15 protein-coding genes are annotated in these 20,250 nt (G+C 72.2%); 1 reads left to right on the forward strand and 14 read right to left on the reverse strand.

Annotated elements, in window-relative coordinates; all coding sequences use genetic code 11:
• Nucleotides 1-70: 70 nt before the first annotated feature.
• The 10 genes from ACFY16_RS14465 to ACFY16_RS14510 all read right to left on the reverse strand — a co-directional run bounded on the left by ACFY16_RS14465 (nt 71) and on the right by ACFY16_RS14510 (nt 15,343).
• Entirely contained in the window at nt 71-1,351 is a 1,281-nt protein-coding gene (locus ACFY16_RS14465) for a PP2C family protein-serine/threonine phosphatase (RefSeq protein ID WP_390647433.1), read from the reverse strand.
• Between the two features lie 130 nt (nt 1,352-1,481).
• Entirely contained in the window at nt 1,482-2,546 is a 1,065-nt protein-coding gene (locus ACFY16_RS14470) for a LacI family DNA-binding transcriptional regulator (RefSeq protein WP_390647434.1), read from the reverse strand.
• Nucleotides 2,547-2,772: 226 nt separating this feature from the next.
• Entirely contained in the window at nt 2,773-5,178 is a 2,406-nt protein-coding gene (locus tag ACFY16_RS14475; protein WP_390647435.1) for a beta-galactosidase, read from the reverse strand.
• On the reverse strand, nt 5,178-6,959 hold the full coding sequence (locus ACFY16_RS14480) for a beta-galactosidase (RefSeq protein ID WP_390647436.1): 1,782 nt from the start codon (nt 6,957-6,959) through the stop codon (nt 5,178-5,180). The genes ACFY16_RS14475 and ACFY16_RS14480 overlap by 1 nt, the downstream gene beginning before the upstream one ends.
• A gap of 107 nt (nt 6,960-7,066) precedes the next feature.
• Nucleotides 7,067-8,197, reverse strand: a complete 1,131-nt coding sequence (locus ACFY16_RS14485; RefSeq protein WP_390647731.1) for an MFS transporter — start codon at nt 8,195-8,197, stop codon at nt 7,067-7,069.
• A gap of 198 nt (nt 8,198-8,395) precedes the next feature.
• Nucleotides 8,396-10,168 (reverse strand): RICIN domain-containing protein, encoded by a 1,773-nt coding sequence (locus ACFY16_RS14490; protein WP_390647437.1) that lies wholly within the window; start codon nt 10,166-10,168, stop codon nt 8,396-8,398.
• A gap of 58 nt (nt 10,169-10,226) precedes the next feature.
• On the reverse strand, nt 10,227-10,988 hold the full coding sequence (locus ACFY16_RS14495; RefSeq protein WP_390647732.1) for a carbohydrate ABC transporter permease: 762 nt from the start codon (nt 10,986-10,988) through the stop codon (nt 10,227-10,229).
• A 59-nt stretch (nt 10,989-11,047) separates the two neighbouring features.
• A complete protein-coding gene (locus tag ACFY16_RS14500; protein WP_390647438.1) occupies nt 11,048-12,025 on the reverse strand; it encodes a carbohydrate ABC transporter permease in 978 nt (325 codons plus the stop codon).
• A 69-nt stretch (nt 12,026-12,094) separates the two neighbouring features.
• A complete protein-coding gene (locus tag ACFY16_RS14505) occupies nt 12,095-13,345 on the reverse strand; it encodes an extracellular solute-binding protein (protein ID WP_390647439.1) in 1,251 nt (416 codons plus the stop codon).
• A 42-nt stretch (nt 13,346-13,387) separates the two neighbouring features.
• Entirely contained in the window at nt 13,388-15,343 is a 1,956-nt protein-coding gene (locus ACFY16_RS14510) for a glycoside hydrolase family 127 protein (RefSeq protein WP_390647440.1), read from the reverse strand.
• Between the two features lie 288 nt (nt 15,344-15,631).
• On the opposite strand from ACFY16_RS14510, the gene ACFY16_RS14515 reads away from it, so the two are divergent.
• On the forward strand, nt 15,632-16,654 hold the full coding sequence (locus ACFY16_RS14515) for a LacI family DNA-binding transcriptional regulator (RefSeq protein ID WP_390647441.1): 1,023 nt from the start codon (nt 15,632-15,634) through the stop codon (nt 16,652-16,654).
• Nucleotides 16,655-16,675: 21 nt separating this feature from the next.
• Here ACFY16_RS14515 and msrB read toward each other — a convergent pair whose 3' ends face one another.
• From msrB to ACFY16_RS14535, 4 genes are all read right to left on the reverse strand, one after another.
• Nucleotides 16,676-17,083, reverse strand: a complete 408-nt coding sequence (gene msrB, locus ACFY16_RS14520) for a peptide-methionine (R)-S-oxide reductase MsrB (RefSeq protein WP_390647442.1) — start codon at nt 17,081-17,083, stop codon at nt 16,676-16,678.
• A gap of 24 nt (nt 17,084-17,107) precedes the next feature.
• Nucleotides 17,108-18,502 carry a UDP-N-acetylmuramate--L-alanine ligase gene (gene murC, locus ACFY16_RS14525; RefSeq protein ID WP_390647443.1) on the reverse strand — a complete coding sequence of 465 codons (1,395 nt, stop codon included), beginning with the start codon at nt 18,500-18,502 and terminating at the stop codon, nt 17,108-17,110.
• A 75-nt stretch (nt 18,503-18,577) separates the two neighbouring features.
• Complete coding sequence (locus ACFY16_RS14530) at nt 18,578-19,051, reverse strand: indole-3-glycerol phosphate synthase (RefSeq protein WP_390647444.1); 474 nt, start codon at nt 19,049-19,051, stop codon at nt 18,578-18,580.
• Between the two features lie 191 nt (nt 19,052-19,242).
• Nucleotides 19,243-20,082, reverse strand: coding sequence for a pyrimidine reductase family protein (locus ACFY16_RS14535; protein WP_390647445.1), 840 nt, complete (start codon nt 20,080-20,082; stop codon nt 19,243-19,245).
• Between the last annotated feature and the right edge of the window lie 168 nt (nt 20,083-20,250).

The following is a 20,250-nucleotide window of genomic DNA, read 5'->3' on the forward strand; positions in this document are numbered from 1 at the left end:
GCTCAGCAGGGTGGTGAAGCCGATCCGGCAGGGCGCGAAGTGCGTGGGAGACACGGCCGTGTGAGCACGTTCAGCGCGGGTGCGGGTGCGAGTGCGGTACAGGGTGGCGCGGGCGGGCGGCCAGGACGGCCACATCGTCCTCCGCGTGCTGGGCGTCCAGGCGGTCGAGCACGGAGTCCAGGATGTCGTCCACCCCGGCCGTGGCCGCGAACCGGAGTCCGGCGAGCCGGTCCAGGGACCGGTCGATGTCCTCGCCGCGCCGCTCGACGAGCCCGTCGGTGAACAGCAGCAGCGTCCGGTCGGTGGCCAGCTCGTGGGTGGCCGGCTCGTAGCCGCCGAACCCCGTGCCCAGCGGCGGCCCGACCGGCACCGGCAGCAGCGAGGTCCCGCCCTCCCGGTCGATCAGCGCGGGCGGCAGATGGCCCGCGCCCGCCACCGTCACCTGTCCGCGCACGGGGTCGACCTGGGCGATCAGACAGGTCGCCGGTCTGCGCTCGGGCAGCTCGTCGGCGAGTGCGTCCAGCTGGCGCAGCACGCGGTGCGGCGGGAGGTCGGCGGAGGCGAGGGCCCTGAGGTCGGAGCGGTAGGCGGCCATGTCGACGGCGGCTTCCACGCCGTGTCCCATGACGTCGCCGACGACGAGGAGGGTGCGGCCGAAGTGGAGCCGTACGGTCTCGCACCAGTCGCCGCCGACCAGGGCCTGCTGCCCCGCGGGCAGGTAGCGGACGGCGACGTCCAGGTTGGGGTGCGGCCGGCCGGGTTCCGCGCGCAGGGCACGCTGCAGGTCCCCCGCGGTACGGCTGACCCGGGCGTGCTCCCTGGCGTGCCGCAGATGCGAGGCCGCCCGTTCGGCCAGGAGGGCGAGGACCTCCGTCTCAATGTGGGTGAACGGCGTGCCTTCCCGGGCGCACACCAGGACGCCGTAGCGGTGCTCGCCGGTCGCCAGGGGCACGCAGAGCGCGGGCCGGACGCGGCCGGGCGCCGAGTGGCCGACGCGCTGCTCGCGCCACATGTCGACCGCGGGGGCCGCCATGTCGCGTGCCACCGCCGCGGCCCACCGGACGTCGGGCAGCGTGTGCGTCTCCCCGGCGATCGATTCGTACCCCGAGACAGTCGGGCCGTCGACCCGCATGACAGCCGCGGAACCGCCCGCCTGCCCGGCGGCGGCCCGGGTCAGCTCGGCACAGATGACCTCCTCGTCGAGCGCCGTACCGACCCCGGCCGCCACCGACCGCAGCGCTGCCAGGAGCACCGCCGGGTCGTCCGTACGGGCGGACGTGCTCGCGCGGGAGGCGTCGTCCTCCGGGGCGGGTTCGCGGTGCGACCGGAACCATCGCGCGACTCTGGACACCCTCAAAGCGTGACAAAGCCGAACGCGAAGCGCATCGGCCGCCGACGAGGCCGGGCCCTGAACCTCCCATGCCTGAGCCATTGACCGGTGCCGCGCCCGCACTGGGCACCCGCACCGGGCGCCCGCCGCGTCAGCCCCGTGTCGCCGGCCCCGTACTGCGCCGCACGATCAGTTCCACGGGTACGACGGGGTCGACCCGCGGCTCGGTCGGGCCGTCGATGCGGGCCAGGAGGAGGCGCAGGGAGCGGGTGCCGATCTCGGCGAAGTCGGTGCGCACGGTGGTCAGCGGGGGCAGCAGGTGCGCGGCCTCGGGGATGTCGTCGTAGCCGACGACGCTGACGTCGTCGGGGACGCGGCGTCCGGCCTCGTGGAAGGCGCGCAGCACGCCGAGCGCCATCTGGTCGTTGGAGGCGAACACCGCCGTGACGTCCGGACGCTCGGCCAGGCGGCGGCCCAGTTCGTAGCCGGAGTCGGCGCTCCAGTCCCCGACGAGGGGGTCGGGAACGCTCGCGCCGGCCGCCTGGAGGGTCTCCCGCCAGCTGGCCAGCCGCCGGTCGGCGGAGGTCCAGCCGGCCGGGCCCGCGACATGCTGGACGGTGCGGTGGCCGAGGCGCAGGAGGTGTTCGGTGGCGGTGCGCGCCCCGGTCTCGGAATCCGAGGTGACCAGGGGCGTGCCGTCGCCGAGGTCGTTCTCCAGCACCACCAGCGGGGTGTCGAGGTGGGCCTCCGCCAGCGCCCGGCCGACCCAGGCCTGGGGGGCGATGGCGAGCACGCCGTCCGCGCCCTCGGCCGACAGCCGGTCCACCGCGCGGACCACGGTGTCCCGGTCGGCCGTGTCCAGGGCGATGGCACTCACCAGGTAACCGGCGTCCTGGGCCGCGGTGTTGATGGCGGTCAGGGTGGAGGCGGGCCCGTAGCGCGCCGCGTCGAAGGAGATCACGCCGAGCATGCGGGTCCGGCCGCTGGCCAGCGAGCGGGCGCTGCGGCTGGGGCGGTAGCCGAGCGTGCGCATGGCCGTCCGCACCGCCTCCCGGGTCTCGGCCCGGACAGCCGGGTGGTCGTTGAGGACCCGGGAGACGGTCTGCTTGGAGACACCGGCCAGCTGCGCCACGTCGTCCATCACGGGGCGCGCGCCCGCGAAGTTGCGTCGGCTGCGGCCCTTGGGAACCGGGCCGTCGGCCGCGCTGGGGGTCATGGTGGGTGCTTCCTCCGGTCCGGTCCTACGGTTCTGCCCGCCCGGCAGGTCCACAGGATAGGCCGGTCCCCGCGAGCCGGCCCGCCCCGTTCGCCCAGCCGCGGACGATGACTGGTCACCCAGGCGCGGGCCATGACCCCACTCACCTGTGCGAGCAACGCGAGACGGCCACCGCCCACGCCGCGCCACAGCAACCCCGGCCGGAATCGACCCGCCACGGCGCCCCTCAGCCCACCCTGGTCACCCAGGTGCGGGTAGTGATCCACTCGACGTGCCTGACGGTCGCCGTGCGTGCTGCCTCGGCCGCCCGGCCCGGCAGGTGCACCCGGGCGTCGGGGGCGAGCGGCAGCACCCTCAAAAGCAGACCGCCCTCGCGCAGGGCGTCCGCGGGCAGCCGGTCGAGGCCGATGTCCCATCCACGCCCCGCGAAGAACTGGTCGGCGACCAGACTGTCCCCCGCGTACGCGCGCGCCACGTCACCGGTCCAGTGGACGCGCAGCAGCGTCCCCGCCGCCCGGTCCAGGAGCGCCTGCGGCACGTCGACGCGGTACACGGCCGCGGCGGTGTCGTAGTGCGCGTCGGCCGGTGCGCTCGCCCGGTCCGGTTGGCCCGTGGCGGGCTCCGGCGCCGGGCCCGCGGGCCGGACCAAGGTGAGGGGCAGCTTGCCACGCAGCTCGCCGGGTTCGCCGTCGGGCAGCAGCGTGTAGCGGGTCAACACGCCGTCCGCCGACTCCTTCACCGTCGCGCCGGCCGCGACCGGCGCCTGCTCGGGGGTGGGCAGCACGGCGAACGACGGCTGCGCGGCGGCACTGTGCACTCTCGCCTCGTCACGGTCGAAGACGACTCCGTCCGCGCACAGCACCAGCCGCTCGGCCCCCCACGCCACCCCCCGGTGGACGGTGCGTGCCGTCGCCGCGTCCAGCACCAGCAGGGCGACCCGTCCGCCGTCCGCCGTGTCCACCTCGACCAGGGCGTCGGTACCGGGCCGCAGCCCGGAGACCAGGACCCGGCCGTCGGACCCGGTGACCTCGCCGGAACCGGGAGGGGTACGTACGGCGGCCACCGTTCCCGCGTCCAGGGCGAGTTCGGGCTCGATGCCGTCGGTCGCGGCCAGCACGAGGACCGTACGCCCGTCGCCGTCGACGATGCTGCACACCGGCTGCGCGGTGGCCCAGTCGAGCCGCAGCCCGGCCACGTCGAGCCGCAACGGCCAGCAGAAATAGGCACCTCGGGGCACGGTGACGGGACTGCTCGGCAGCGTCAGCGAAGGCGCGTCGGCGAAGTCGACCGTGAACGAGGTGTCCGGGTGGTCCGGCAACGGCTCGTGCGGCTGATGGTTGTTGACGAAGAGGAAGCCCGAGGTACCGTCGCCGCGCACGGCCCATCGCAGGGAGTCCCGGTCGTCCTGCCCCGTCGGCAGCCGCTCCGGCAGCACGGACCGCAGGGGCGCGATCAGGTGCCCGAAGTCGGCCAGCAGCAGGTGCTGGAGGCGGAGTTCGTGGTACGAGGGCCGCACCTGGCCGTACTCGCCGAGCGGCGCCTGGAAGTCGTACGTCAGGACGGGCAGGTCATTGGGGTAGCCGGTGGCGTGCGACTCCTGAAGGGTCGTCGACTCCCCTGCGGGGTTCGTGCCGCCGTGGAACATGTAGTAGCCCTGCCACACCGAACCGCAGCCGATCTTCGTCAGCCCGAGCGCGCCGACGTCGGCGGTGTCGACGCGTGGCCGCCGGTGGTAAGCGACCGCCATGCCGCCGCCCAGCTCGCAGGTGGCCCACGGGAACCGGTCGGCCAGGGCCTCCGGATCGGCGCCGCGTACGGTCGTCGGACGCAGGTCGGCGCCGATGCCCTCGTCGTCACGCTGGTGGGTGAAGAAGAAGTGCTTGCGGCAGGTGTCGGGCCAGCCGCCGTCGGCCTCGGTCCAGAACGCCTCCGGGTAGCCGCCGTACAGCGGCAGCAGTTCGTCGCCGGGGAGCTGGACGCCGCCCCAGGCCGTCGAGGTCCACAGCGGCGCGCTCAGTCCCGCTTCCTGGGCCGTCCGCTTCAGGGTGCTCAGGTGGCCGGGCCGGTCGTAGAGCTCGTTCTCGATCTGGATCGCGACGATCGGTCCGCCGCTCGCCCGGTCGAGGCCGCGCAGCTGCTCGGCGATCGCCGCGAACCAGGACCGTACGAGGGCCAGATAGCCGGGGTCGTCGGTGCGGGTCGCGCACCCGCGTGCGAGGACCCAGTCGGGCAGGCCGCCGTTGCGGACCTCCGCGTGCGACCAGGGGCCGATGCGCGGCACGAAGTCCAGGCCGTGGCGGGCGCACAGTTCGGCGAAGCGGCGCAGGTCGCGGTCGCCGTCGAAGCGGATACGGCCCTCGGTCTCCTCGTGGTGGATCCAGATGACGTAGCTCGCGACGACCGTCACCCCGCCCGCCTTCATCTTCAGCAGCTCCTCCTCCCACTCCCGGGCGGGGTAGCGGGAGTAGTGGAACTCGCCCGAGACGGGGAACCAGGGGCGGCCGCCGCGGGTGAGCCAGCGGCTGGTCACCTCGATCGGGTCGGGCACACCGGGTGCGTCCGCGAACGGCAGATGGCCGGTCAGCGGGGGTGCGGCGGGCGCGGGGACGCGCACGCGGTGCGGCTGGGTCATCAGGAGTTCTCCGGGCCGAGGTCGGGGGTGTCGGTGAGCAGGGCGCGGGTGCCGGTGACGGCCTGCAGCTCCAGCAGGACGAGCTCGTTGGCGCCGGGGCGCAGGACGGGCGCGGGGACGTACAGGGTGTGCTGCGGGCCGCGGTTCCAGTAGCGGCCGAGGTGGAAGCCGTTGATCCAGGCCTGGCCCTTGGTCCAGCCGGGCAGCGACAGGAAGGCGTCGGCGGGTACGTCGACGTCGAAGGTGCCGTGGTGGAAGGCGGGCACGGCGGCCGTGTCCGCGTCGGACGCGGTGAAGGGGACCGCGTCCAGGACCTCCGGCCCGTCCAGGGGCAGCGGGTGGCAGTCCCAGCCGTGCAGCGCGGTGCCGTCGAAGGAGACCGGGCCGAGCAGGCCCTTGGGCGTGCCGATACGCGGCCCGTAGTTGACCCGGCCCATGTTCTCCACCAGCACCTCCAGCACCGCGCCGGGGCGCGGCACGTGTACGGGCAGCACCTCCTCGTGGCGCTCGCGTTCGAGGACGCCGACGGGGGCGCCGTCCAGGAACACCTGGGCACGGTCGCCGACGCCGCCCGCGAAGTGCAGCAGTCCGGTGCGCGCGGCGGCCACCGGGACGGTCGTCCGGTACAGGACGTGTCCGGCCCGCAGTCCCAGGTCGTCCGCGGTGACCGGGTCCGCGGCACTGCGCACCGGTTCGCAGAGCGCGCCCACGTGCGGGAGCAGCGGGGCGCTACGGCTCAACTCCACCGGGGTGGGGGCGAGTTTCGGAGCGGGCGCCGGGGCGGGCTCCCGCGGGACCGCGGCATGCCGGGCGATCACCTCGCGGAAGGCGTGGTACTTCGGTCCGGGGTCGCCGCACTCGGTGAGGGGGGCGTCGTAGTCGTACGACGTGACGAGCGGGGCGTAGGCGTGGTCGTGGTTGGCGCCGTTGGTGAGGCCGAAGTTGGTGCCGCCGTGGAACATGTAGATGTTGACGGAGGCGCCCGCGGCGAGCAGCCGGTCCAGGTCGGCGGCGGCGTCGGTCCCGTCGCGCGTGTGGTGCGGCTCGCCCCAGTGGTCGAACCAGCCGATCCAGAACTCCGCGCACATCAGGGGCCCTTCGCCCTGGTGGTCGCGCAGCCGGGCCAGGGACTGCTCGACGCGGCTGCCGAAGGTCGCGGTGGCGAGCGTGCCGGGCAGACCACCGGCCGCCAGATGGGCGGGGTCGGCCTGGTCACAGGTGAACAGCAGCTCCTCGACCCCGCGCGAACGCAGCGCCTCGTGCACGTGCTTGAGATACGCGGTGTCGTCGCCGTAGGCCCCGTACTCGTTCTCCACCTGCACGGCGATCACCGGGCCGCCCGCGGCCGCCATGTGCGGCAGAAGCGGGGGCAGCAACAGGTCGAGGTAGCGGTCGAGGGCGTCGGTGAAGCGGGGGTCGCTGCTGCGCAGGCGGATGTCCGGGTCGGCGGTCAGCCAGGAGGGCAGGCCGCCGCCGTCCCACTCGGCGCAGATGTACGGCCCCGGGCGCAGCAGCACCTGCAGTCCCTCCGCCCGGGCCAGGCTCAGATAGCGCGGCAGGTCGAGCAGGCCGTCGAGGTCGAGGGGGCCGTCGGGGTCGGGCTGGTGCAGGTTCCACGGCAGGTACGTCTCCACCGTGTTGAGTCCCATCAGCCGGGCCTTGCGCAGCCGGTCCGCCCACAGGTCGGGGTGGATCCGGAAGTAGTGCATCGCGCCGGAGATGATCCGGAACGGTTCGCCGTGCAGCAGGAATCCGTCGGAGGTCGTGGTCAGAGCGGGCATGCGGGCGCTTCCCTTCGGGCTCGGGTGTGCGGACGGAGAGGGGTTCACGGAGAGGCACTGCCGCCGGAACGGGGGCAGCGGGACAGGCATGACCGGCGGAACGTGGGTCAGCCGGACACGGGGACGGGACGCGTGGCGCGGATCATCCAGAGCGTCGCGGCCAGGCACAGCGCCGAGACGCCGCACAGCAGCAGCGGTACGGTGCGGACCCCGGACCACTCGATGGCCTTGCCGAGAGCGGGGCCGGCCGCGACACCGCCGGCCATGGAAGCGGCGATGACCACCGCGCCTGCCCGGCGGGCGCTCGGCGCGGCCCGGTGGAGCCAGGGCAGCCCGGTGGGGAAGATCGGCGCGATGAACAGCCCGACGCCCGCGTAGGCGTAGGGGGCCAGGCCCGGGACGGCGGCCAGCAGCAGACACGCCGTCATGCCCGTGCAGGAGACGGCGATGATCGACCGAGCCGAGAAGCGCAGCGCGAGCGGCGCGACCAGGAACCGGCCGACGGTCATCATCAGCCAGTACACGGAGGTGGCGGTCGCGGCGACGCCCGCCCCGTAGCCGACCGTCTCCAGGTGCGTCGGCTCCCAGCCGCCGACGCCCGCCTCGATGCCGACGTGCAGGACGTACAGCGTGACGAACACGGCGAGCACCGAGCCGAGGCTGCGGCCGAGGGGTCGCCCACCGGACTCCGGTGCGGCCCCGCCCGGCTGCGGCGCCCGGTCACGCACGCCCCGCAGGCACAGCAGCAGCGGCAGGTTGGCGAGCGCGAATCCGACGAAGACGGCCGGGTAGTGCGCGGAGCCGACGGCGCCGATCAGCGCCGGGCCGAGGATCGCCCCCACCCCGAAGTGCGCGTTGAGGATGTTGAGCATCGCGGTCGAACGGCGGCCGAAACCGACGGCGAACAGCTGGTTGAGACCGTAGTCGATGCCGCCGAAGCCGAGCCCGGCGAGCAGGGCGGCGGCCAGTGCGGCGGGCCAGTTCGGCGCCGCCGCGAAACCCGCCGCGCCGACCGCCATCAGCGCGTACGAGCTGCCCAGGATGCGCCGGTTGCCGATCCGCCCGAACAAGCGGTCGAAGAGCAGCACGCCCGCGACTCCGCCGACGAAGTGGGCGCTCAGCCCCAGGCCCGCGGCCGAGGGAGACAGCCCGAACTCCTCGCGGAAGGCCGGGATCGAGGGGCCGTACAGGGCCTGGAGGGCACCGATGAGGACGAAGCCCACACAGGACGCCACCACGGCGGCCGGGCTGAAGACGGGGTCGCTGTCCGGGGACGTCGGACGCGCGGCGGAGGTGACCGGTTCCCCGGTCGTCTGATCGGTCACGAGACGAGTGTTACCGGTAACATTCGACGCGTCAAGGTCGTACGCACGCTTTACGGCAAGGCTCCCGTGCCCGCGGTGGACGGCGGGCACGGGAGCGGGCACCACGTCACCTCAGCGGGCGGTCAGTCTCCACAGATGGTCGGCGGTGCCGTTGTCGCTCCACTGGAGGACCTGGGCGCCCGAGCCGGTGCTCATGTTGTTGACCCCCAGCAGCAGTCCGCTGTTGTAGTTGGCGATCTTGTAGTAGCCGCCGTCGGACGGGATGAGCTGCCAGAGGTGATCGGCCGTGCCGTTGTCGCCCCAGATCAGGGCGGTACCTCCGTCGCTCGTACTCATGTCGGTGATCCCGAGCAGCAGTCCGCTCGCCTGGTTGACGATCCTGTAGAGGCCCGAACCCGCGGACACCAGCGTCCAGTTCTGGTCGGTCCCGGTGGTCGGGGTCGCCTGGACGACGGCGGTGCCCTGGGCGGTGCCGGCGTTCCGCGTGTCCAGGGCGAGCCCGCTGTTCTTGTTGGTGATCTGGTAGCGGCCGGCCGGCGAGCTGGACGTTCCGCTGGGCGTGACGACCAGGTGATAGCCGTCGGACGCGTTCATCGCCACGGGGACGGTGATGGCGCCGTTGCTGACGGTGTAGTCGGCCTCGGAGATCGTGAACGGGGCGGAGACGGCCGTCGTACGGCCCTTGGAGGGGGTGTACTCCAGCTTCACGTGGACCGTGCCGCCGAAGGCCGACAGGGAACCGAGTCCGTTGACGGTGACGGCCGTCGATCCGCTACCCCCGCCGAAGATGACGCTGATCTGCCTGCCGTCACCGGTGAGCGAGGCCGCACCGTCGATGCCGGTCTGCGCCGGGGGCGTGGTGGTCAGCATGTTCCCCGACATGTCGCCGTACCACTTGTAGAGCCAGTACGAGCCGTTCGGCGATCCGCCGGTGTCGGTCAGGGTGTCGCCGAGGGTGCCGTAGTGGTTCCAGAAGGCGAGTTCCGCGTCCCGGACACCGGCCCGCTCGAACTTGGCGACGTAGCCGATGAGGGAGCCGGGCACGCCCACCTCGGTCGGGGTCGCGTACTCCTCGATGGAGATCGGCCGCGGGCTGATGCCGAGGCTGCTCTCCAGCGCGCGGTAGGCGGAGACGTGGGCGGCGATGTCCTTGCTGCCCTGGAGTTCGTGCCAGGCGATGACGTCCGGGACGGTGCCACTGGCCTTGGCGTCGGTGAGGAACTGGCTCATCCAGCTCTGGTTCCAGGCCGAGTGGCTGGGGCCCTGGATGGGAGTGGCGGTGTCCTTGGCGCGTACCTCCTTGTACGTGCGTGCCCACCCCGCGTCGAAGGCGCCGGCGTTGGCGGTGTCCCAGGTCCAGTCGGGCTCGTTCCACAGCTCGTACGCGCTGATGTTGGTGGCTCCGGAGGACTTGACCGAGGCGACCTGGGTGTCGACGGCGGACAGCCAGTCGCTCCAGCTCACCCATTTGTAAGGGAAGTTCGGATACCAGTCGGGCATCCGGACGACGACCTTGGCACCTGCCCTGGCGGCCTTGGAGGCGACGACCAGGGAGTCACCGGCGGGCGCGGGCTCGCCGTTGGGCAGTTGTTTTCCGCCGGGTGCCATCTGCACGAACGTGTTGGGCTTCAGCGGCTGGACCAGGCTGTCGGCCGGGGTGCCGCCGTCGGCGAGGCCGTACAGGCTGCCGGTGGCGACATGGGTGACGGACCGCAGGGTCTGGTTGGCGTTGACGACCAGCGTGGTGGACGCGGTGGGGGCCGCGTGGGCAGGGGCGCCCGTGAGCGCGGTGGCGGTGGCGGCCAGGGCCGTCGCCACGACGACGGCGGCGGACCGGCGGAACAGCGCTCTTCGGACGGGGGCATGGGATATCGGGGCAGGCATGGGCGGCGGCTCTCCTCACGGACGGGAGGTGGATGGGGGGTGGGAGCTGACGTCCCGGTCAGTCCTTGACCGCCCCCGCGGTGACCCCGGCGGCCACGTACCGCTGCGCGAGGACGAGGAGGACGGCGGCGGGTACGGACGCGACGACGGCGGTGGCCATGATCGCGTTCCATTCCTGGTTGTTGTTGCCGATGTAGTGATAGATGCCGAGGGTGATCGGGCGCATGTCGCCGCCGCCGTCGAGGGTGTTGGCGAAGACGAAGTCGGACCAGGCCCACAGGAAGCCGAACAGCGAGACGGTGACCACGGCGTTGCGGCTCACCGGCAGGACGACGGACCAGAAGGTGCGCAGGGTGCCGGCGCCGTCGATGCGGGCGGCGGCGGTGAGCTCGTCGGGGATGCCCGACATGAACGCAGTGAAGATCATGACGCCGAAGGGCACGGCGATGGTGGAGTCCGCGATGATCAGACCCCACCAGGAGTTCAGCAGGCCGGCGTTGAGGAAGATGCCGTAGAAACCCATCGCCATGACGATGCCCGGCACCATCTGCGCGATCAGCAGGGCCAGAGCGAGCAGGCCGCCGCCCCGGGGGCGCAGCTTGGCCAGGGAGTAGCCGGCCGGTGCGGCGAGGACGAGGGTGACCGCGACCGTGCCGAGGCCGATGAGCAGGCTGGTGCCGAGGTACGGCATCTGGTCGTTCAGGACCGCCCGGTAGCCCTCGAACGTGGGGTGCAGCGGGAGCAGGTCGGGCGGGGACTTGCGCATGTCCTGCTGCGGGGTGAGGGACACGTTCAGCATCCAGTACACCGGGAACAGCATGAGCGCGGTGAGCAGGACGCCGATCACGGTGTACCGGCGGCGGGAGCTCGCGGGGGACTTCACGCTTCCTGCCTCCTCTGGACGCGGATGTACAGCAGCCCGAAGACGAGGGCGATGAGGATGAGGATGTTGCCGACGGCGGCCCCGGGGCCGAACTGCGGCAGGAGGGTGCCGAATCCGAGCTGGTACGACCAGGTCGCGAGCGTGGACGAGGAGTCGCCGGGACCGCCCTTGGTCATGATCCAGATCAGGTCGAACACCTTGAGCGTGTACACCAGGCCCAGCAGCAGCGTGATCGCCGAGACCGGCCGCAGCAGGGGGAAGGTGATGCGCCGGAACTGCTGCAGGCCGCTCGCCCCGTCCAGCGCGGCGGCCTCGTACAGCTCCCCGGGGATGTTCTGCAGCCCGCTGTAGAGGATGACCAGGTTGAACGGAATGCCGATCCAGACGTTGGCGATGACGACCGAGGTCAGCGCCCAGTCCGGCGAGGTCAGCCAGTCGACGGGCGGGACACCGACGAGCTGGAGGGCGTAGTTCACCACGCCCGACTCGCTGTTGAGCATCCAGGACCACGTCGACGCCGACACGATGAGCGGCAGCAGCCACGGGATCAGGAACAGCGCTCTGAGGGTGGTGGCCAGCCGGAAGTGCCGGTTGAAGAAGACCGCGAGCGCCAGCCCGGCCGCGTACTGGAGGACGATCGACACGAAGGTGAAGATCATTGTGTGGCGCAGTGCGGGCCCGAAGGTCGGATCGTCCAGCACCTGGGAGAAGTTGTCCCAGCCGGAGAACGGGGCGTCACCCGCGACGAACGACCGGACCGTGTAGTGACGCAGGCTCAGGTCGAGATTGCGGTAGAGCGGATAGAGGTAGAAGGCGACGAGGTAGGCGACGAGCGGGGCGACGAAGGCCAGCGCGGTCAGCCGGCTCCTGCGGCGCCCACGGCGGGCCGCCCGGTCGCGCCGGCCGGCGGTGTCCGTCGCTCCGGCCCCGACCGGGGACCGCTTCGGGGGGCGGTCGACTCGGGCGATGGTCATGCGAACTCCTGGATGCGGGTGGCGGTGTCCGGTACGCGGCCTGCGGTGGTGGTGCCGTGCCGCCCGGCGTCAGCCCTTGCCCTTGTCGGCCGCCGCCTGCGCGGTGTCGAGGGCGTCCTTGGGGCTCTTGCCGCCGGACAGGGCCGCCTGCACGGCGGTCCACATCGGCTGCGAGATGGTCGGGTACTTGGTGCCGAGACCGCCGCTGGTACGGCCCCGCGCGGCAGCCACTGCCGCCACCCACGGCTCGAGCTTCGGGTTCGCCTTGACCTGCTCGGTCTGCACGGCCTCGGTGGGGGCGACGTACGTCAGGGCGGTGTCGCTGGCCAGCAGGTTCTCGGAGCTGGTCAGGCAGGTGACGATCTTCTTGCTGACGTCGTAGCGGGCGGTGTCCTGCTGCACCGGCACGGTGACGAACTCGCCGCCCGTCGGCACCGGCGCCGAACCGCCGTTCTGCCCGGGGATGCTGACGACGCCGTACTCGAAACCGGCCTTGTCGGCGTTGGCCAGCTGCCAGGTGCCGTTCTCGCTGAACGCGTAGTCGCCGGTGGCGAACTCCTGCCAGCTGGTGGTCTGGGTGTTCTGGAGGACGTCCTTGGGCGCGTAGCCCGCGTCGACCCACTGCTTCCACAGCGACAGCGCGGCGACTCCCTTGTCGGAGTCGAGCTCGGTGAGGTCACCGCCCGCACCCCAGAACCACGGCAGGAACTGGAAGCTGCCCTCCTCCGTGTTGATCGCGGAGAAGGTGATGCCCTTCTTGCCGGCCGACTTGACCTTCTTCAGGGCGGCCGTCAGCGACGCCCAGTCCTTGACGGAGGCGGGGTCGACACCCGCGGCCGTGAGGATCTTCTTGTTGTAGTAGAGGGCAAGGGTGTTGGCGCCGATCGGTACGCCGTAGGAGGCGCCGTCGAGGGTGCCCGCGCCGATGATGTTCTTCTGGATCGCGGACGTGTCCAGACCGAGGTCACTCGTCTTGTTGAGGATCCCGGCCTCCACCAGCGTGGAGACGACCGGGTTGTCCACGAGCATCACGTCGGGCGCGTTGCCCTGCTGGGCGGCGAGCAGCGCCTTGTTGCCCAGGTCCGTGGTGTCGTACCCGGTGCGCTTGATCTTGACCCCGGCCTCGGTGCCGCACTGGGTGACGCGCTTGCCCCAGTCCGAGGAGGCGTCGAACTGCGGGTACGGGTCCCAGAACGTGTACGTCCCCGACTTCGCGGAGGAGTCGGAGGAGCCCGAGCCGCCGCCCCCGCAGGCGGTGACGGAGGCGAGCGTGCCGACGGCGGCGAGGCAGGCGAGGAGGGTGCGGTGGGTGCTGCTCATTGCGATGACCTCGTTGTCATGAGTGCGGGAGGACGGGCGGGCTCAGGAGGTGGGCAGCCAGACGCGCATGCTGCCGTCCTGCCGGTTGGCCCAGGCGTAGTAGGGGATCGCGGTCAGCTCGACGGGCTCGCCCGCTCGGGGCGCGACGCCGGGGGCCGCTTCGGCGGACCGGTAGGGCCACCAGCCCCCGTCCGAACCGCCATCCAGGAGCCGCCGGCGGTGACCGGCGGCCACGACGGTGATGAGACCTCCGAGCAGGTCGGGGCGGTGTTTCACGGCGAGCGGACGGGTCGTGTCGATGACGATGTCGTCCAGGCCGCCACCGGGGTGGTCCACCTGCTCCAGGCAGTACACGAGCGGGCCGCGTTCGACGGCGACGCAGCCGCGTACGGCGTCCACACGTGGGTCGGCCGCGGTGAGCCGGGGTTCGATGCCGAGCTCCAGGACGACCTGGTCTCCGGGGGCCCAGGTGCCTTCCAGACGCAGCCAGCCGTCCGTGACCGGCGCGTCCGTCTGGTCGTACGTCCGGGAGCCGCGCCGCACCCGGTACTCGCGGCACCACTGCGGGATGCGCAGGGACAGGGTCCAGGGCCGGTCCTGAGGGGTCTCCTCCACCGTCAGGGAGATCACGCCGTGCCAGGGGTAGTCGGTCTCGGCGGTCACGGTGACGGGGGTGCCGTCGAGGTCGCCGCGGTAGCGGCCGGTGACGTACTGGTGGATCTGAAGGCCGTCCTCGCTGCTGGACGACAGGTAGTGCTCCAGACCGGCCAGCAGCCGCATCACGTTCGGCGGGCAGCAGGCGCAGCGGAACCAGCGGGTGCGGCGGGCCGACTGGTCGCCACCGGGATCGGTGTGGCCGTCGCGGACCTGGAGCGGGTTGACGTACAGCCAGCTCTCGCCGTCCAGGGAGACCCCCGCCAGGAAGCCGTTGTAGAGGGTGCGCTCGATCAGGTCGCTGTAGCGGGCCTCGCCGGTGAGGAGGGCCAGCCGCCAGCTCCACTGGACGGAGGCGATGGCGGCGCACGTCTCGCAGTAGGCGCGCTCGTTGGGCAGTTCGTACGGGTCGCCGAAGTCCTCCTGGTCGTGGTGCGCGCCGAGCCCGCCGGTGATGTGTGTCTTGGCGGCGGTCATGGCCCGCCACAACCGCTCGGCGGCGGCGCGCAGTCCGGCGTCGCCGGTCTCGGTGGCCAGGTCCGTCGCGCCCGCCAGCAGGTAGAGCTGGCGTACGGCGTGACCTTCGACGTCGGTCGCCTCGCGCAGCGGCACCCGGTCCTGGCAGTAGGCCTCGCCGCCGAGCAGGCCGTGGCCGTAGCGGTCGACGAAGTAGCCGGCGAGATCCAGGTAGCGCCGTTCGCCGGTCTCCCGGTACAGCTCGACCAGGGCGGTCTCCACCTCGGGGTGGCCGTCGACGCCGTCGATCGGCCTGCCGCTGCCGGGCAGGCCGAAGGTGGCGTCGAGGTGGTCGGCGAACCGCCGTGCCACGTCGAGGAGTTCGTCCCGTCCGGTGGCCCGGTGGTGAGCCACCGCGGCCTGGATCAGATGGCCCGCGCAGTACAGCTCGTGGCCCCAGCGCAGGTCCTGGTAGCGCTCGCCGCCCTCGCGGAGCTGGAACCAGGTGTTGAGGTAACCGTCGGGCTGCTGGGCACCGGCGACCAGCGAGATGATCCGGTCGGTATGGGCTTCCAGGTCCTCGGAGGGTTCCTGGGCCAGTTGCCAGGCGGCGGCCTCCAGCCACTTGTAGACGTCGGTGTCGACGAAGGGGTACGCGCCCTGGAACTCGCCCTGGGCCGTGCCCGCCGCCAGCCGCAGGTTGTGCAGGTTGCCCGCGGACTCCAGCAGGTCGGGTCCCTGAGGGATCGAGGTGTGCGCGTTGACCTGGCGGCGGGCGTGCCAGAAGCCGGCACGCACCTCCGCGGCGGCGGGACGCAGCACGGCGCGGGCGTCCGGACCGAGGCGGACCGGGCCCGTCGAGGGCAGGGCGGAGCGTGTGCGGGGCATGGTTCTCCGGGCGGTGGGAGGCGGGAGGCGGCGGAGCGAGTGACCAACCGGTCGAGCAACCGACTGAGCAGCGAGTGAACACCGGTTGAGCAACCGATTGAGCAACCGTTTTCTCTAGCGCCAAAGTAGAGGGGAGCCGGGCGACGCGGGTCAAGGGGCGTGCGGAATATTTCTCCTGTTGCCCAGGGTCTGGAACTCGACCCGGCCGCCTGCCAGGATGTATGGCGCTGATGCCTGTGCACGTCGCATGCACGTCGTCGATGACGATGACTGAGAAAAGGATTGCTCGTGACCGAAGCCGCTCCGCGTTCCCCCGCCGCAGGCCGGGCCAAGCTCACCGACGTCGCCGCCCTGGCGGGCGTCAGCGTGGGCACCGCGTCGAAGGCACTGAACGGCGGCGGGCGGATGAGGCCCGAAACCCGTCAGCGGGTCCTGGACGCCGTGGAGGCACTCGGGTTCCGGCCCAACCAGCATGCGCAGAGCCTGCACACCGGCCGGAGCTGGACGGTCGGGCTGATGACGACCGACGGCATCGGCCGCTTCAGCACCCCCGTGCTGCTGGGCGCCGAGGACGCGCTCGGAGCCGGGAAGATCTCGGTGCTGCTGTGCGACACACGCGGTGACGCGATCCGGGAGCAGCACCATCTGCGCAACCTGATGGAGCGCCGCGTGGACGGCATCATCGTCACCGGCCGCCGGACGGATCCGCGCGGGCCCCTGTCCGGCATCGAGGCCGTCCCCATCGTCTACGCGCTCTCGCCCTCCACCGACCCGGCCGACACCTCGGTGGTCTCCGACGACCGGGGCGGGGCCAGGCTCGCGATGGAGCACCTGCTGGCCACCGGCCGCACCCGGATCGCCCACGTCACGGGCCCGGAACACCACGCGGCCGCCCGGGACCGCGCCCGCCACGCGGTCGGGCACCTGGAAGACGCCTCACTGGGCCTGGCGACCGGCCGGGTCCACTACGGCGAGTGGAGCGAGGCGTGGGGCCGCCGCGCCGCCGACGCGGTCCTTCGTACGGCACCGGACACGGACGCCTTCTTCTGCGGCAACGACCAGATCGCCCGCGGCGTGGCGGACGCGCTCCGTGAGCGAGGGGTGGGCGTCCCCGGCGACATCGCGGTCGTCGGCTACGACAACTGGGACACCATGGCCCTGGCCTGCCGCCCGCCCCTCACCACGATCGACATGGACCTCACCGAGATCGGCCGGATCGCCGCCCTGCGGCTGCTGCAGGCCATCGACTCCGACCCGGCGCCGGGCGTGCACACCGTCCCGTGCCGGCTGATCGTGCGCGAGTCCAGCTGAGCCCGTCCCCGCGGAGCCGCGTCAGCCCTCGTCCGGCGCCAGGCGCAACGAGATGCTGTTGATGCAGTACCGCTGGTCCGTCGGGGTCGGATATCCCTCACCCTCGAACACGTGCCCGAGGTGCGATCCGCACCGAGCGCACCGCACCTCGGTCCGCACCATCCCGTGCGAGCGGTCCGCGATCAGCTCGACCGCGTCGGTGTCCTTCGGGTCGAAGAACGACGGCCAGCCGCAGTGGGATTCGAACTTCGTGTCCGAGGTGAACAGCTCGGCACCGCAGGCGCGACACGAGTAGACGCCCTTGGACTTGGTGTCGGTGTACTCACCCGTGAAGGCGGGCTCGGTGCCGGCCTGGCGCAGCACGGCGTACTCGGCCGGGGTCAGCTCCGCACGCCACTGCTCGTCCGGCTTTTCGACGTCGTACGACATGAAGTTCAGCCCCTCAGGTTCGGTTCAGGCCCGCGACAGGCGGTCCAGGATCTGCGGGCCCAGGTCCGTCACATCGCCCGCGCCCATGGTGAGAACGAGATCACCGGGCTTGGCCATTCCCGCGACGGCCTCGGGGACCTCCGCCTTGTCGTGCACCGCGGTCACGTCGGCGCCGGCCGCCCGCGCGGCCTCGATGATCAGCTCGCTGGTGATGCCGGGGATCGGGTCCTCGCGGGCCGGGTAGATGTCGAGGACGACGGAGGCGTCCGCCAGGGACAGGGACAGGCCCATCTCCTTGCCGAGCTCCTGCGTGCGGGAGAAGAGGTGGGGCTGGAAGACCACCAGGATCCGCGCCTCGCCGGCGGCGGCACGCATCGCCTCCAGGTCGGCCGTCATCTCCGTGGGGTGATGGGCGTAGGAGTCGATGACCTGGACCCCGGCCGCCTCGCCCTTCAGCTGGAGTCGGCGCTTGACGCCGGTGTAGGCGGCCAGGGCCGGGGCCAGCTCGGCGGCCGGCACGCCCAGCGCGACGCCCGCGGCCAGCGCGGCCACCGCGTTGCTCGCGTAGTGGCGGCCGGGGACGGAGACGACGAAGGTGAGTTCCTGGCCCTCCAGCAGGACCGTGACCTCGCTCTTGAGGCCCTGCGGCACGACGGAGAGGATCCGTACGTCGGCGTCCTCGGCCTCGCCGTACGTCACCACCCGCACATCGCACGCCGTGACCCGCCGGGTCAGCTCGCGCGCGCCCTCGTGATCCGCCGAGACCACCAGCGCGCCGCCCTCGGTGACGCGGCCGACGAACGTCTCGAAGGACTCGTAGATCTCCTCCATCGACGCGTAGTTGGCGTGGTGGTCGAGCTCCACGTTGAGCACGATCGCGACCTCGGGCGCGTACTTGTGGAAACTGCGGTCCGATTCATCCGCCTCGGCGACGAAGATGTCGCCGTCGCCGTGCAGGGCGTTGGAGCCGGGGGCCTCCAGGTCGCCGCCGATGGCGTACGACGGGTTCAGGCCGAGCTCGGTGAGGGAGACCGCCAGCATCGACGTCGTGGTGGTCTTGCCGTGGGTGCCCGCGACCGCGATGGGCCGCAGTCCGTCCATCAGCCGGGCGAGCGCGTCCGAACGGTGGACCACCGGGATGCCGAGCTCCGCCGCGCGGGCCAGCTCCGGGTTGTCCGCGCGGATCGCGGACGACACCACCACGCAGCTCGCGTCGTCGGCGAGGTGCTCCGCGGCGTGCCCGATGTGCACCGTCGCGCCCAGTGCCCGCAGTGCCTCGGCGGTCGCCGACTCCTTGGCGTCACTGCCCGCCACCTTCGCCCCGCGCTGGGCCAGGATCTTGGCGATGCCCGACATTCCGGCGCCGCCGATGCCGATGAAGTGCGGTCGGTCCATGGCGGTAGGAAGGCCCGGGGCCATGTGCGTCTCCCTGGAGTGGTGCGGCGAACGTGAGCCCTAAGCGTAGGGCAGGCGCAACACCGTCACGGGTACCCCTCACGCCTTGCTGTGCGAGAACAGCTTCAGTACCGGCACCCCCACCTTGTGCCGGGCTCTGGACGCCCAGTCCCGGTGGAAGAACTCCTCCACGTAGTGGGGATCGGTCAGGACGATCACCTCGTCGGCCTCGACCTCGTCGACCAGGGCCTTGAGGGCGTCCAGCGGATGGTCCTCCACCAGACGGCCGTCGGCCTCGCTGCCGGCCCCGCGCAGGGCCGTCAGGGACACATCGAGCGCCTGCCGGGCGGGCCCCTTCGCCGCCTCCCCCTCCGGCGTCTCGCCCTCCCGGGCGGCGTCGTCGAGGTCGCCGAGCGCGATGTCGTCGATGGCCCGCAGCAGGCGGTCCGCCTGGTCGCCACGCGGCTGGAGCAGAACGTGGAAGGCCACCGCCTCGTCCCCGTGCAGAGTGGTGACGAACTCCACGTCGGCGGACGTCAGGGCCTTCTCGATCATCAGAACGCTTGTGAACACCAGGCGCCTCTTCTCTTTCGAGAGCCCGGCGGGCTCCGTGTCCTCCGTGGGCCGTGCCCGGCCCTGCAGAAACCATCCTGCCCCGTGATCGCACGGGTGCTGCCGGATTTAGTGTGCCCGCCGAGGGCTAAACCGAACGACAGATTCCGCCGTTTTCGGAACCACTCATACCAATAGTTGTCAAATAGGGATCAACCCCGCCGGTACCGGCTGAACAGGAAGCCCTCCTCCTCCAACAGGGACACCAGTGTGAACCGGTGCGGCACCGCGACCGAGGGCCCGCCCGCGATGCGCTGCGCGGCACCTGCGGTGAGCATCGGGGCGACGGTCAGACACAGCTCGTCGAGGACACCGGCGGCCACCAGCTGGCCCAGCAGCCGGGGGCCACCCTCGGTCAGCAGGCGGGTGTGGCCGCGGTCGGCGAGCGCCCGTACGGCACGGGCCGGGTCCACGCCGACGCCGTCACCGGCGATCAGCACCTGGGCCCCGGCCTTCTCGGCGGCCGCGATCCGGTCCGGGGCCGCCGCGGCGCCGGTGAGGATCAGAGTGGGCACCTCGGGCGCGGTGAACAACGGGAGCGAGAAGTCGAGGTCCAGGCCGGCCGTGACCACCGCGATCGCCGGTGCCGGGCCCTGCCCGGCCGCCTCGCGCAGCGCCGCGAACTCCGCACGCGCGCGTGCCGGCCGGTAACCCTCCTGGCGTACCGTTTCTGCACCTACCACCACCACGTCCGCCAGCCCCCGCAGCGTGCCGAAGATCCGCATGTCGGTCGCGTTGGAGATGGGCTGCGAGCGGCCGTCGTGCTGGGCGGCCCCGTCGAGCGTGGAGACCATGTTGGCCCGCAGCCAGGGCTGCGGCCCCGCGGACGCGGCCCCGGGCACGGGGGCAGCCTCGGGATAGGCATAGGCGGCGGCCAGCTCGTCGAGACTCCACTCACGATCGGTACCGACCGCACCCGCGTCAGGCACCCTCCGCGCCTCACCGGAGGCCCGGGCTGCCGTCTCTTCGGTCACAGGGAACAGGCGTCGCATGTCGTGCAGTCTGGCACGGCGCCAGGCACTGCCCGGCGGACCGAGCCGTGGGAAGCGGGGTCCGGCACGTACTCCCCCGGTCCTGGCCTGAGCCCGCACGGCGGATCCCATCGACTTCAGTACGCGCGGGACCCTCGTCGGCTTCAGCACGCGCGAGACCCCCGTCGG

It is taken from the genome of Streptomyces sp. NPDC001315, from assembly GCF_042896175.1.
GTDB lineage: Bacteria > Actinomycetota > Actinomycetes > Streptomycetales > Streptomycetaceae > Streptomyces.